The organism is Piscinibacterium candidicorallinum (assembly GCF_047549485.1).
Classification (GTDB): Bacteria; Pseudomonadota; Gammaproteobacteria; order Burkholderiales; family Burkholderiaceae_C; genus Piscinibacterium; species Piscinibacterium candidicorallinum.
In genome coordinates, this window is sequence record NZ_CP180191.1 from 2,880,570 (window position 1) to 2,894,332 (window position 13,763).

Below are 13,763 nucleotides of genomic sequence, written 5' to 3' on the forward strand. Positions count from 1 at the left end.
GCATCCCTATGCTCCGATCCGGACGTCGACCTGCTTGTCCCGGGGGTCACGCCTTTCAGCGCGACGTCCGGCACGGCAGCAGTTAGGCCCACGGACTCCATTTTCATTCGGAGCAGGCTAGGGCCACGCAAGGGCTAGGCACTTGATGCGCGTCAATAAGGCCCCAGCGGGCTCGCGGCACTACGCCGCAGCATGCTGGAGTGCTCAGGATCTGACCACGCAGAAAAGAAAAAGCCCTGCTGTTGCAGGGCTTTGATCTTGGCGGAGCGGACGGGGCTCGAACCCGCGACCCCCGGCGTGACAGGCCGGTATTCTAACCAACTGAACTACCGCTCCGCGCGGTAACTGGCGTCCCCACGGGGATTCGAACCCCGGTTATCGCCGTGAAAGGGCGGTGTCCTAGGCCTCTAGACGATGGGGACGAGGCACTCTTCTACTACTCGCTTGCCGAGTTGCTGGTGGAGGTAAGCGGGATCGAACCGCTGACCTCTTGCATGCCATGCAAGCGCTCTCCCAGCTGAGCTATACCCCCGTGTTGCGCTACCGCGAACTATTGCTGCCAACGAGAGCAACTCAAGCAAGACAAAAACTATAGCATCTCCGAGCAGGCTTCGCAAGCCGACTACGCTCCCATGCGCTGGAGTTCGGCCTCCAATCGAGCCAGGACAGGGTCGCGGCCCATCAGCCAAAGCACGGCATCGACACTTGGCGTCTGTGTTTGCCCGGTGATGGCCACGCGGACGGGAATCGCAAGCTGGGGCATCTTCAGGCCGTGCGCCGTCAAGACGGCCTTCATTTCCGCAGCAATGTCCCCGGCCTGCCAGTTGCATTGGGCAAGCCGGTTGCAGAAGTCGCGCAAGGCAGGGCCGAGTGCGGGAACCAGATGCTGCTCTCGAAGTGCGTCAGACACCTGCGGATGACGCCAGAACAGGCTCACTTCCTGTGCAAGCTGCACGAGAGTCTGCACCCTCGAGCGGTAGAGCACCACGGCGTCCATCAGACGGGCCCAATCCTGAGCGCACAGCGGCGCCGCAATCACACCGTCGCGCAGCAGGCGCGACTGCACATCTGCAGAGAGGCGGCCGATGTCCGCGCGCTTGATGTGCTCCGCGTTGATCCAGGCGAACTTTTCCGGATCAAAGCGCGAAGCCGACGCGCTAATGGCTGGCACATCGAACCACTCGACGAGTTGCTCACGCGTGAAGACTTCGTCGTCGCCATGACTCCAGCCCAGGCGAGCAAGCATGTTGATCATGGCTTCGGGCAGATAGCCCTCTTCGCGATACTCAAGCACGCTACGCGCTCCATGCCGCTTGGACAGCTTCTGACCGTCTGGACCCAGGACGGTGGGAGTGTGTGCGTAGATCGGTGGCGTTGCCCCCAGCGCCAGCATGATGTTGATCTGCCGCGGCGTGTTGTTCACGTGATCGTCGCCGCGAATGACATGCGTGATGGCCATGTCGATGTCATCGACCACCACGCAGAAGTTGTAGGTGGGCGTGCCATCCGGACGAGCGATGATGAGATCGTCCAGCTCCGAGTTGGCGATCTCGACCTGCCCCTTCACGCCATCCTGCCAGCTGACCGTCCCTGTGGTCGGATTCCGAAATCGGATCACTGGCTTCACACCGGTGGGCGGCTCTGGGAGCAGCTTGCCGGTCTCGGGGCGCCAGCGGCCGTCATAGCGCGGCTTCTCGCCACGCGCCATCTGCGCCTCGCGCAAGGCGTCGAGTTCATCAGGCTGCATGTAGCAGTGATAGGCGCGACCATCGGCGAGCATCTGCGCGAGCACGTCCTTGTAGCGCGGCATTCGGCGCATCTGGTAGACCAGCTTGTCGCCCGGGTTGTCATAGTTCAGCCCCAACCAGTCCATGACCTCGAGCACGACGTCCACCGCGGCCTGGGTGGATCGCTCCTGGTCGGTGTCTTCGATGCGCAGCAAAAACTCGCCGCCGTGATGGCGTGCAAACGCCCAGGCGAACAACGCGGTGCGAATGTTGCCGAGATGAACGTAGCCCGTAGGCGAAGGGGCAAACCGGGTGCGAAGCGTCATGGATCTTCCAGCGAAGCACAAAGCAAAAGACCCCGACGAGTCGGGGTCTTGATGCAGATTCTGGTGGGCGGTAGTGGGTTCGAACCACTGACCCCTGCCGTGTGAAGGCAGTGCTCTACCGCTGAGCTAACCGCCCAACTTCGTTAGTATAGCCCAGACTCACGAACACCCCGCCGACAGCACCTGCGCGGCGCCGTACCGAACTGCTTCATGCCTCACTGGCTGCGCGCCGCGTCCCTGGCGGCCACGCTCTCCACTTTCGCTGTCACGCCCATGCACTCCATGGCGCAGACGTCGGCGTCAGCCGCCCAGGATGCGCCGGCGCGTGCGCCGCTGAGTGTCGAGATCGACGCCCCCACAGACCTGCGCGACCTGCTCAACCGCCATCTGGACGTTGTACGCCTCTTGCAGGCGGGTGCGCCAGGCGAGCAGGAGTTCAACCGCCTGCTGCTCGCCGCGCCAGCGCAGGTCCGAGCGCTGCTGGAAACCGAGGGCTACTTTGCGCCGCTGGTCGAGGTGCAGCGTGCCGAGGCCGATCGCCCGGCGCGGATCAAGGTCAGCCCGGGGCCACGCGTACTGGTCGGACGCGTCGAGATCAATGCCGTCGGGGCGCTGGGCGAGGCGCTCGCCAAACCCGAAGCGGCCGATCCGGACCTGGTACGCCTGTGGAGGCGCGTGACAAACACATGGCCCCTGCCCGAAGGCAGCGCGTTTCGGGTATCCGACTGGAGCAGTGCAAAAGCTGCCGTGCTGGCACGCCTGCGCGCCGAGCGCTACCCGAATGCCGCACTCGCCAGCAGCGAAGCCGAAGTCAACGCCGAGGAGCACCGTGCCGCCCTGCGGGTAGACCTCGACAGCGGCCCAGCGATGGTCTTCGGAACCGTTCGCGTCGAAGGCCTGAGCCGATACCCGGAGTCCTCCGTACTCAACCTCAAGACCTTCGGCCCTGGCACGACCTACAGCGAAAAATTGCTGCTCGACTATCAGGAACGCCTCATCAAGGCCGGACAGTTCGGCGGCGTCTCGGTCAGCACGGAGCCAGCAGGAACACCCGGGCAGCTCAATGTGGTCGTGCGGGTTCAGGAACAGAGCGCACAGCAGCTCACGCTGAGCCTGGGTTTTGACGATGCGTCCGGCCCGCGTGTGGGTGCCGAGCATGTGTCGCGCCGCGTGTTCGGCACCGATTGGACCGGCAAGGGTGTGGCCCAGTTGGGCAAGAACAAGCAAGAGTTCAGTACCGACTTCTATTCGTACCCGGGCGAAAATCTCTACCGCTGGCTCGTGGGTGCAAAGCGCACGCGCCTGGTCGCGGGCGGTCAGGTGACGGTGGACACCAGTGCACGCCTCGGCCGTACGCGGGACACCGAACGCATCGAGCGCACCTACTACGGCGAAGTGCTGTACGCGACGGCGCTGAACCGCGACACCAGCGAGCGAGGCACAGCGAGTGCCTACTCGGCGAACTACTTCTGGGTGCATCGCGACGTCGACAGCGTCTTGCTGCCCACGCGCGGCCTGACCACCTCCGCACAGCTCTCAACCGGCTACGCGACCAGCACGATTGCACCCAACGGCCCGTTCACGCGCATGAACGCGCGGATGACCTACTACCGCCCGCTGGGCACCCGGACCAACCGGTGGTATGCCACGGGTCGGATCGAAGCGGGTGCCGTGATGGCGCGCGACGAGGTGGCCCTGCCTGAGTCCCTGCTGTTTCGCGCCGGCGGTGACCAGTCCGTGCGGGGCTACAACTATCAGTCCCTGGGTGTCGAGCAGATCGTCGGCAAGGACGAGGTCATCGTGACCGGCGGGCGCTATCTCGCCACGGCCAGTGCCGAGCTGGCCCGGCCGATCTCCGAAAAGCTCAGCAGCTTCTGGATTGCCGGTTTCGTCGATGCGGGCAACGCCGGAAACACGCTGCGCGATCTCGATCCGGCGGTGGGCTACGGCCTAGGACTGCGCTGGCGCAGCCCGGTCGGCCCGCTGAACATCGACATGGCCTACGGCAAGCGCACCCAGAAGTGGCGGCTGCACCTCACGGTCGGTGTGGCGTTCTGAGATGAGCCTACCCAGCGACCCGACCGCTCAATCAGAGCCCGCCACTGCTCCCGCACGGCGGGCTCACCGCGGCCGCAATCTGCTGCTCGCCGCGGCGTTTGCCGTGCTCTTCACTCTCGTAGGCCTGCCCCTGGCGGTCTGGGCGACGCTCAGTTCGGACGCGGGCACGCGCTGGCTGCTTGGACAGATTCCCGGCGTGCGCTTCGAGGGGACGCAGGGCAGCGTCCTGGGCGATCGCTTCGAGGCCGCGCGCATCGTCATCGGGCTGCCCACGCCCACGCAGCCCGCACGCGCGCTGACGCTGGAGGCGGTGCGGATCGAGAACGCTCGCGTGGCCCACTGGGCATGGTCGCTCGATCACTGGGCCATGCACGTCGGTGCGATCGACATCGGCCGCATCGTGCTGCCCGAGGCGGCACAACCAGCCACCCCGCTTGCCGCCCCGCAGGACCTGCGCCTGCCCTTGGCGATCAGGATCGATCAGGCCCGTGTCGGTGAGATCACCGGTGGCGCGCTGGGTGCCCGTCCGCTGCGCGGCGTCGAAGCGGCGGCGCAGCTGGTTGCGCAGCGCGACCAGCAGCACCAGATTGAACTCAGTGCACTGCAGTGGGATCAGCTGCGCGCCACCGCGATGCTCAGCCAGCCGGCAGATCCTGCCCGGCCACTTCAGCTTTCAGCCCAGGCTCGGCCCACCGAGTCCGCACCGGCTTTTGCGCAAGGCTGGAACCTGCGCGTACAGGCCGTCGGGCCATTGCGGCAGCTCGCCATGCAGGCACAGCTCGATGGCGGTGCGCAGGCGCTCTCCGCCGACGCGCGGGTGCAACCCTTCGCAACCATGCCACTGGAGCATCTGGATGCGCGGCTTCGGGCGGTCAACCTGGCCAGCATCGACTCCGCGCTGCCGCGTACCGCACTGACCGGCACCCTCGCCGTCGATCTCAAGCCAGCGGCTCAACGCAGCGATGGCCAGACGCCATCCGGCACGACCGCGCCCACGCCGCTGCAACTCAAGGCCGATCTGCAGAACGCCGCACCGGCACGTTGGGACGCCGGCGGACTGCCTGTCCGTGCATTGGCATTGGATGCGCAGGGCGACACCGGGGGCCTGGACTGGGAATTGACACGCGCCGAACTGCGGCTGGGCAGTGCAGCGGCCAATGGCGCGGGAGATGGGGGGCGGATCAATCTTTCCGGCAAGCTCGCGCCGGCGCAGCTCAAGCTCAATGCGCAGCTGCAAAGTCTGCGGCCCGCGCTGCTTGACGCCCGCGCGCCTGATGCTGTGCTTACCGGGCCCGTCGATCTCACGCTCGATCAGCCCTACGCACCGCAGAAGATGCGGGGCAACGTGCAAGCGCGGCTGGAGGGCAACCTTCGCACCCTGAGCGGCCCGCCGATGCGCCTTGCTGTTCAGGCCGAGGGGTCGCGACAGACCATCGCGCTGCGCAGCCTTGAGGCCCGTGCGGGCGACGCGCTGCTTGCAGCAAGCGGTACCTGGGCGCGTGCCGAACGCGGTCGCGAACAGCTGCAGGCGCAGCTGAACCTTGATCGCTTCGATCCGCGGCTCTGGTGGCCGGGTTGGTCTGGCGCTGCCGCCAACGCAGTCACCCGGCTCAACGGTGAGCTGCGCGCCGAGCTGAACTGGCCCGAAGCGAGCGCCCTGCCTGCACTGCTCGCCGGCTTGCGCGGAGAGGCCAGCCTGCGCCTGAAGGACAGCGTGCTTCTCGGCCTGCCGGCGCAGGCGGAGGTGAAGCTTGCGCCAGCTGCCGACGCGACGCCGCTACAGGCAGAGCTTCAGCTCGCCGGTACGCAGCTCAGCGTGCGCGGCCAGGTGCCGGCCACGCTGAGCAGCAGCGCGGCCTCCGGCAAGACACTGAACTGGCGCGGCTTTACGGCCGAAGGCAGTCTGCGGGCAGCGGAACTTGCGCGTCTGCAACCTCTGGTGGATGCACTCGGCCTGCGTGAACTGCTGCCCGAGGGCGGGACGCGCACGATCGCGGGGCAGCTCAACGGTGAGTTCCGCACCGAAGTCAGCGCTCAGGGTCGCCTGCAGCTGGCGGGGCAGGCGCAGGCCGGCAGCCTGCGGGCGGGTGGTCTGGCCATGCGCGATGCGCAGGCCCGCTGGCGCTTGAGTGAGGCGCTGAACGATCCGATGAGCGTGTCGCTCACCGCCAGCGAGGTTCGCCTGGGTGACGACACCCTGCGCTCGGCCGATGTGCAGCTCACTGGCACGGCCGCGCAGCACAGCGGCCAGTTGCGGGCGCAGGCCCGCGTCGATGGCAAGCATGAAGTCACCGCGGCAACCTCCCTGGCTGGCCGCTTGAGCGCGGAATCCGGCAAGGACCGCATCCAGGACGCAAGGCGCTGGCAGCTCACGCTCAGTGAGCTCAGCGTGCGCGATCGCCCTGCACCCGCCGCCGCCCTACTCGCGGCGCAGGAGCTGCAGCTCGAGCTGCAGCGCGGCCGCAGCCCGGCGGAGCGGCCGTGGAGTCTGCGTGCCCTGCCCGGCCGGCTGCTGGCACTCGGCGCACCGCTGCGCTGGGATCAGCTGAGCTGGGAGGCGGCGGCCGGCTCGGCACCGCAGCGCATCCAGACCGATGCGCAGCTCGAGCCTCTGGCACTGGTGCCGCTGCTGCGCGCCCTGCAGCCGGACTTCGGCTGGGCGGGTGACCTGCGCGTGCGCGGCGAGCTGCGGCTCGCGCTGGACAAGACCCTGCGCATGCAGGCGCGGCTCGAGCGCGTGGATGGCGATCTGCGTGTCATCGATCCGGACAGCGGCGAATCGGCTGCGCTGGGCCTGACCACACTGCGCCTGGATGCCGAAGCGCGAGATGGCCAGTGGACGCTGCGCCCCGAGGTGATGGGCACGCGCACCGGCCAGCTCGCGGGGCAGGTAGGCCTGAGCAGCGATCCGGCCGCCTTGGTGCCGCCCAAGGACGCCGGCCTGTCTGGCGAGTTGCGCGCGCAGGTGGCCGACATGGGTGTCTGGGGCTCCTTCCTGCCGCCGGGCTGGCGCGTGGGTGGCGAGCTGCGCGGCGTGATCGGCCTGGGCGGCGCGCTGAACAACCCGCAGCTCAGTGGCAGCATCGACGGCACAGGCCTGCGCGTGCGCAATCTGCTGGAAGGCATCAATCTGAGTGACGGCCGGGCGCGCATCGTGCTCGAGGGGGCCGCCGTGCGGCTGGAGTCCTTCGAGGCGCGTGGCGGTGACCCGGCAGACGCCAAGGTGGACGGCGGCACCGTGCAGGCCAGCGGCAGCGCGAACCTCTCGCTGCAGCCAGTGGCGGCCGGCCGCATAACGGCGCAGCGCCTGCGGGTGCTGAACCGAGTGGATCGCAAGCTCGCCATGAGTGGCGCGCTGGAGGTCTTTTTCTTCCGGCGCGAACTCAAGGTAGACGGCAAGCTGGCCGTCGATGAGGCGCTGTTCGATGTGAGCAAGGGCGACGCGCCGACGCTGCCCGACGACGTGGTGGTGCGTCGGCCGCAAGCCGAGGCTGCAGCACGTGCCGCACGAGCGGAGGCCGAGGCCGAACGCGACGCGGTGGCCGGCCGCGTGCTGCAACGGCGCGAGCCGATCCGCGCCACCGTGGCCGTGGAGCTGAACCTGGGCAACCAGCTGCGGGTGCGCGGCTACGGGGTGGACACCCGCCTGGCCGGCGTGCTGAACCTCAGCGCCCAGCAGGGGCCGCTGCGCGCCACCGGTGTGGTCAGCGCCGTGGATGGCCGCTATGCCGCCTATGGCCAGAAGCTGGAGATCGATCGCGGGGCCATCAGCTTCGTCGGCCCGCTGGACAACCCGCGCCTGGACATCCGCGCGCTCCGGCCGGACCTGGATGTGAAGGTCGGTGTGACCGTGACCGGCACCGCGCAGAATCCGCGTGTCCGCCTGTTCAGCGATCCGGAAATGCCGGAGACGGACAAGCTCTCCTGGCTGATCCTTGGCCGAGGCAGCGACGGTCTGGAGAGCACGGACATGGCGCTGCTGCAGCGCGCAGTCATGGCCCTGGTGGCCGCGCAGGGTGGCGTGGGCGAGATGGGATCGCTGGCGAACTTTGTCGGGCTCGACGAGCTGAGCGTGCGCGGGGCGACCGGGGATTCGCGAGAAGCCATCGTCACCGTGGGCAAGCAGCTCAGCCGGCGCTGGTACGTGGGCTATGAACGCAGCGTCAATGCTGCGCTAGGCACCTGGCAGATCGTCTACCGCATTGCCCAGCGCTTCACCGTGCGGGCCCGCTCCGGTCAGGAGAATGCAATCGATCTCATCTGGGTGCTTCGCTGGCAATAGTGCGCCGATGCGGGCACGATGAACGCACCACCGCTTTCAATCACGCGTTGATAGATACAGTCCAGTAACGTTCATTTTCAATCAAGAATTGAAAATATGTTTTGGCCGCTTTCCGCATGTGGCAAGCGGATCTTCGGGTGTTTTGCGGGTCTCGAATGAGGCGTGCATCTCACGCCAGAGATGAACCAAAAACTGGGCGATCGCGCCTTTGTCGTTGCGCCGGCTGCAGACCCGGACTGGCCGTGGCTCAGGCCGCCGGTGCGGCAGGCTCGGCGCGCCAGACGCAGGCGCCTTTCACTTCCTTGTCGAGCCCGTCCAGATAGCGCTCGTGGGCGGCGAGGTCTTCGGCTGGCGGGGTCCAGGCAGCCAGCGCGAGGCCGCGCAGATCCACGGCCTGACCACCCGCGGCGCTGGCCGTCTCCACGCCGATCTCCAGGGCATCCTGGCCGCGGGTCATCGCCAGATAGACATCGGCCAGCAGGCGCGCATCCAGCAGGGCACCGTGCAGGGTGCGGTGGGTGTTGGGGATGCCGTAACGCTCGCAGAGCGTGTCCAGGTTGTTGCGCTTGCCCGGATGCAGTTCCTTGGCGAGCGTGAGGGTGTCCAGCCGCGTGCAGCCGGTCTCGCTCATGAAGCCGGGCTTGCCCAGCAGCTTGTACTCCGCCTCAAGAAAACCGATGTCAAAGGCCGCGTTGTGGATGACGAGCTCGGCACCGGCCACAAAGGCATGGAACTCCTCCACCACCTGCGCAAACTTCGGCTTGTCCAGCAGATCCTCGAGCGTGAACCCATGCACCGCCGTGGCGTCCGGATGGATCTCGCGCTCCGGGTTCAGGTACGTGTGGTAAGTCCGCCCCGTCACGCGGCGGTTCACCAGTTCCACACAGCCGATTTCGATGATGCGGTCGCCACTGCCGGCGTTCAGGCCCGTGGTTTCGGTGTCGAGGATGACTTGTCTGTCTTGCATTCGACTCACTCTGCGGCTTGATTCGAACTTGCAACTGGCGCAGAGGCATCCGGTCCGTCGGAATCGCCTTCACGATCCGAGACGTCGCGATCAAGCTGATGCTCGCCTGGCTTCACCTTGGTGGCCAGCGCGCTGTAGATCACCGGGATCACGTACAGGGTGAGCAGCGTACCCAGGCTCATGCCACCGACGATCACCCAGCCGATCTGCTGGCGGCTCTCCGCGCCAGCACCGGTACCGATGGCCAGCGGAATGGCGCCGAACACGGTGGCCAGCGAGGTCATCAGGATCGGCCGCAGACGCAGCTCCGCGCTTTCCAGCACCGCATCACGCAGCGCCCTGCCCTGCTCCTGCAGCTGGTTGGCAAACTCCACCAGCAGGATGCCGTTCTTGGTGATCAAGCCGATCAGCGCCACCAGACCGATCTTCGAATAGACATTTAGTGACCCGCCCGTAACCATCAGCGCGCCAAGCGCACCCAACATGCCGAGTGGTACGGTCAGCATGATGATGAAGGGATCGCGGAAGCTCTCGAACTGCGCCGCAAGCACCAGATAGATGAAGACGCCAGCCAGAACGATGACGAAGGCGAATGCCTGGCCGCTCTCCCGGAACTCGCGCGCGGAGCCGTTCAGGTCGGTGCCGTAGCCCGGTTTGTCGGCCAGCTGCTTGGCGGCCACGTCGAGCACGTACTGGATGGCTTCTCCCTGGGAGTAGCCCGGCGCCAAACTCGCGGTAATCGAAATCGAGCGGCGCTGGCCAAAGTGGTTCAGATCGCGCGGGGCGAGCGAATCGTTCACGTTCACGAGCGAGGACAGCGGCAGCATGCGGCCGTCGCGCGCGCGAACGAAGATGTTGTTGATGTCGTCGGCCGTGTTGCGCAGGTCCTGCTTGACCTGAACGATCACGTCGTACTGCTCGCCGTTCATCTTGAAGCGCGTGACCGGCCGGCCGCCGAGCATGGTTTCCATGGTCCGGCCGACGGTGTCGATCTGCACGCCGGCGTCTGCTGCGCGGTCGCGGTCGATCGCCACACGCAATTCCGGCCGGTTCAGACGCAGATCGGTATCGATCTGCTGCAGGCGCGGGTTCTTCTGCAGCTCCTGGATCAGACCCTGCACCACGCGGTTCATGTCCTGGTAGCTGTCACCCGAGGTGATGACCACATTGACCGGGCGGTCGCGCAGGTTCGCGCCCAGCGAGGCCGGCACGCTGGCAAAGGCCGTCACACCCGGGATCTGCGCCAGCTGCGGGAAGAGCTCGCGCTGCAGGTCCATGGCACTGCGCTGCCGCTCGTCCCAGTCCTTCATGCGCAGAAAGCCGATGCCCTGGGTCACCGTGGGGTTGCCGGCGATCACGAACAGGCGATCGACCTCAGGATATCGGGCGGCGATGTCCTCGATGCGTTGGGCATAGCGCGCGGTGTAGTCGATCGATGCCCCCTCCGGCGAAGAGAACACGGTGACCACCGTGCCGCGATCCTCGGTGGGCGACAGCTCCTCCTTGAGTGTCATGACCAGCGCAGCGCAAACCGCTGCGACTGCAGCCATACCAGCCAGCACCACCCAGCGATGAGCGAGTGTCCAACGCAGTGAGCTCGTATATCCCGAGCTAACGGCATTGAGCAGGCGCTCGATGCCGTTGTAGATCGCACCGTGCTTGACGTCCTTACGCAGCAGGCGCGAGCTCATCATGGGCGACAGCGTGAGCGCCACGAACCCCGAGACAATCACTGCACCCGAGAGTGCCAGGGCAAACTCCACGAACAGCCGCCCCGTGCGACCTGGCGCAAACACCAGCGGCACGAACACCGCCGCCAGGGTGAGCGTCATGGCCACCACCGCAAAGCTGATTTCCTTCATGCCCTTGATGGCCGCGGCAATCGGCTCCATGCCGTCTTCGATATGGCGGTAGATGTTCTCCAGTACCACGATGGCGTCGTCGACGACCAGACCGATAGCGAGCACCAGGGCCAGCAAGGTCAGGACGTTGATCGAGAAACCCAGGGCGAGCATCAGCGCACAGGCGCCGATCAGGGATACCGGGATCGTGACGATCGGGATCAGTGCGGCACGCCAGCTGCGCAGGAAGAAGAAGATCACCGCAGCCACCAGCAGCACGGCTTCGATGATGGTCTTGTAGACGTTCTGGATGGCCGCGCTGATGAACACGGTCTGGTCATTGGCCACATTCACGCGCATGCCCGTGGGCAGACCCGCCTCGATATTGGGCAGCTCAGCGCGCAGGGCCTTGGCAATGTCGATCGGGTTGGCCGTGGCTTGGCGGATCAGGCCCATGCCCAGCGCCGTCTCGCGGTTGAAGCGCACCACATTGCGTTCCGAGGCCGGCCCGAGCCTCACGTCGGCCACGTCGCCGATGCGGATGTTGATGCCGTTCACACTGCGGATCACGACTTCGCGGAATTCATCAGCCGTGCTCAGGTCGGTCTGGGAGACCACATTGAACTCGCGCTGGCTGGATTCAATGCGCCCTGCGGGGATCTCCACGTTCTGGCGGCGCAGGGCATCTTCCACATCCTGCGGTGTGAGGCCCTGGGCGGCGAGCTTGTCGCGATCCAGGTCGATGCGCATGGCGTAGCGCCGCTCGCCGGGGATGAACACGTTGGCCACGCCCGTCAGCGTCTGCAGACGCGGTTTGACGATCCGGTTGGCGTAGTCGCTGATCTCCAGCATGGAGTGGCGGTCGCTCGTGAACGCGAGCCAGATGATCGGGTTGGCATCGGCTTCAACCTTGGCGATCACCGGTTCGTCGACATCGGCGGGCAGGCGCTGGCGCACACGCGCCACGCGATCACGCACATCGGCGGCGGCGCCGTCGGCGTCGCGGCTGAGCTTGAAGCGCACGGTGATCTGGCTCTGCTCGCTGCGCGAGATCGAGGTGAGTACGTCCACGCCCTCGATGCCGGCAATCGAATCTTCCAGCGGCTTGGTGACCTGGCTCTCGATGATCTCGGCGCTGGCACCGCGGTAGCGCGTTTCCACGGTGACGACAGGTTCATCAATCTTCGGATACTCGCGCACCGCAAGACGCTGGTACGAGACCGCGCCGATCAGCACGATCAAGAGCGACAGCACGGTCGCAAATACCGGCCTCCGGATGCAGATTTCTGACAGACGCATGGCAGGCCGCCTCTCAGCTCTTGGCCGGCGCCGGGGCAGCGGGCCCGCCGGCGGGTGCTGCGCCTGCAGCAGGCGCAGCAGGCTTGCCTTCGGCCGTGAGTACGCGCACGGTGGCGCTCTCACCACGCAGCTTCTGCTGGCCGGCGATCACGACCGCGTCGCCCGAAGCCAGCGCACCGCGCACTTCCACCTTGGCGTCGCGCCGCAGACCGAGCTGCACCGGGACGCGCGTGGCCTTGTCGCCTGCCACCTTGTAGACAAAGTTCGCATTGCCGCGCGGAGTCACCGCCGACACGATGGCTTCTTCCGGCACCAGGATGGCGTTGTTGCGCGTATCAAGCACCAGACGCACGCGCGCGAACATGCCGTTGCGCAGCAGGCCCTCGGCGTTGCCCGCGCGGGCCCGGACCAGGAAGCTGCGCCCATTGGCGTCCACCTGCGGGTCGATCACGTCCACGGTGGCGTCGATCGATTTGCCAGGCAACGCGTCAAGCGTCACGGCCAGCTTCTGGCCGCTGCGAACCTGCGGCAGATAGCGCTCGGGCAGGCGGAAGTCGATCTTCACGCTGCGCGAATCTTCGATGCTGACCAGATCTGCGCCTTCCCGCACATAGTCGCCCACGGCAACCTGGCGGATACCGACCACGCCGTCAAAGGGTGCACGGATCACGGAGCGGTCGCGCCGCGCCTGCGCCAGCGCCAGGCGCGCCTCGATCACCTGCAGGTTGGAACGGGCTTCGTCACGCGCCCGCTCGCTCACAAAGTTCTTGGCGTGAAGATCATCGGTACGCTGGGAGTTGCTGCGCGCCAGTGCGAGTTCTGCCCGGGTCTGGGCAATCTCGGCATCCAGCACACTGGCGTCCAGCTCGACGAGCGAGGTGCCACGGCGCACAGTCTGGCCTTCGCGGAAATTGATGCGCACGATCCGGCCACTGATTTCCGGGCGCAGCATCACGGACTCGTTGGCCCGGATGGAACCGACGGCGGCCACATCATCCACCAGATTGGCCGTGGCGATCCGCGTCACCTCCACGGTCACAGGCGGGCCTCCGGCTGGGGGGCCACCTGCGGCACCTGGCGGGCCGCCAGCCGGGCGCGTCGGCTGGCCGGCTGGCGCCTGGGCGTGCACCACGGAAAAGATCAATGCGAGCACCCCTGCAGCACCGGCTGCGGCGCCCAAGGCGGCAAACTTGTTTTTCATTGGGAGGAGTCGGTTCGAGCGAAGCCGATCAGGTTAACAAAGGGCTCAGCTCTGAAGAACCC

At 66.5% G+C, this 13,763-nt stretch carries 6 protein-coding genes and 4 tRNA genes; 2 read left to right on the forward strand and 8 right to left on the reverse strand.

What is annotated here, in order from left to right:
- Positions 1-259: 259 nt before the first annotated feature.
- The 5 genes from ACMDW7_RS13140 to ACMDW7_RS13160 all read right to left on the reverse strand — a co-directional run bounded on the left by ACMDW7_RS13140 (position 260) and on the right by ACMDW7_RS13160 (position 2,189).
- Positions 260-336 (reverse strand) — tRNA-Asp (locus tag ACMDW7_RS13140).
- Positions 337-346: 10 nt separating this feature from the next.
- Positions 347-422: transfer RNA gene (locus tag ACMDW7_RS13145), tRNA-Glu, on the reverse strand.
- Positions 423-456: 34 nt separating this feature from the next.
- Positions 457-532, reverse strand: a tRNA-Ala gene (locus ACMDW7_RS13150).
- Positions 533-622: 90 nt separating this feature from the next.
- Positions 623-2,053, reverse strand: coding sequence for a glutamate--tRNA ligase (gene gltX / locus ACMDW7_RS13155; RefSeq protein ID WP_377303935.1), 1,431 nt, complete (start codon positions 2,051-2,053; stop codon positions 623-625).
- Between the two features lie 61 nt (positions 2,054-2,114).
- Positions 2,115-2,189 (reverse strand) — tRNA-Val (locus ACMDW7_RS13160).
- A gap of 74 nt (positions 2,190-2,263) precedes the next feature.
- On the opposite strand from ACMDW7_RS13160, the gene ACMDW7_RS13165 reads away from it, so the two are divergent.
- A complete protein-coding gene (locus tag ACMDW7_RS13165; RefSeq protein WP_377303933.1) occupies positions 2,264-4,111 on the forward strand; it encodes an autotransporter assembly complex protein TamA in 1,848 nt (615 codons plus the stop codon).
- 1 nt (position 4,112) lies between these two features.
- The gene (locus ACMDW7_RS13170; RefSeq protein WP_377303931.1) at positions 4,113-8,393 is read left to right on the forward strand and encodes a translocation/assembly module TamB domain-containing protein; all 4,281 of its coding nucleotides are present in this window, start codon (positions 4,113-4,115) and stop codon (positions 8,391-8,393) included.
- 247 nt (positions 8,394-8,640) lie between these two features.
- On the opposite strand, the gene dnaQ is transcribed toward ACMDW7_RS13170, so the two are convergent.
- From dnaQ to ACMDW7_RS13185, 3 genes are read right to left on the reverse strand one after another with little or no spacing between them, the layout of a single operon-like run.
- Positions 8,641-9,360, reverse strand: coding sequence for a DNA polymerase III subunit epsilon (gene dnaQ, locus ACMDW7_RS13175; RefSeq protein ID WP_377303929.1), 720 nt, complete (start codon positions 9,358-9,360; stop codon positions 8,641-8,643).
- Between the two features lie 5 nt (positions 9,361-9,365).
- Complete coding sequence (locus tag ACMDW7_RS13180) at positions 9,366-12,500, reverse strand: efflux RND transporter permease subunit (protein WP_377303928.1); 3,135 nt, start codon at positions 12,498-12,500, stop codon at positions 9,366-9,368.
- 13 nt (positions 12,501-12,513) lie between these two features.
- Entirely contained in the window at positions 12,514-13,701 is a 1,188-nt protein-coding gene (locus ACMDW7_RS13185; RefSeq protein ID WP_377303926.1) for an efflux RND transporter periplasmic adaptor subunit, read from the reverse strand.
- Between the last annotated feature and the right edge of the window lie 62 nt (positions 13,702-13,763).

Bases quoted from the DNA above. Each gene is read 5' to 3' on its own strand.
- ACMDW7_RS13170 (WP_377303931.1), top strand. From the start codon at position 4,113: ATGAGCCTACCCAGCGACCCGACCGCTCAATCAGAGCCCGCCACTGCT.
- dnaQ (WP_377303929.1), bottom strand. From the start codon at position 9,360: ATGCAAGACAGACAAGTCATCCTCGACACCGAAACCACGGGCCTGAAC.
- ACMDW7_RS13180 (WP_377303928.1), bottom strand. From the start codon at position 12,500: ATGCGTCTGTCAGAAATCTGCATCCGGAGGCCGGTATTTGCGACCGTG.
- gltX (WP_377303935.1), bottom strand. From the start codon at position 2,053: ATGACGCTTCGCACCCGGTTTGCCCCTTCGCCTACGGGCTACGTTCAT.
- ACMDW7_RS13165 (WP_377303933.1), top strand. From the start codon at position 2,264: ATGCCTCACTGGCTGCGCGCCGCGTCCCTGGCGGCCACGCTCTCCACT.
- ACMDW7_RS13185 (WP_377303926.1), bottom strand. From the start codon at position 13,701: ATGAAAAACAAGTTTGCCGCCTTGGGCGCCGCAGCCGGTGCTGCAGGG.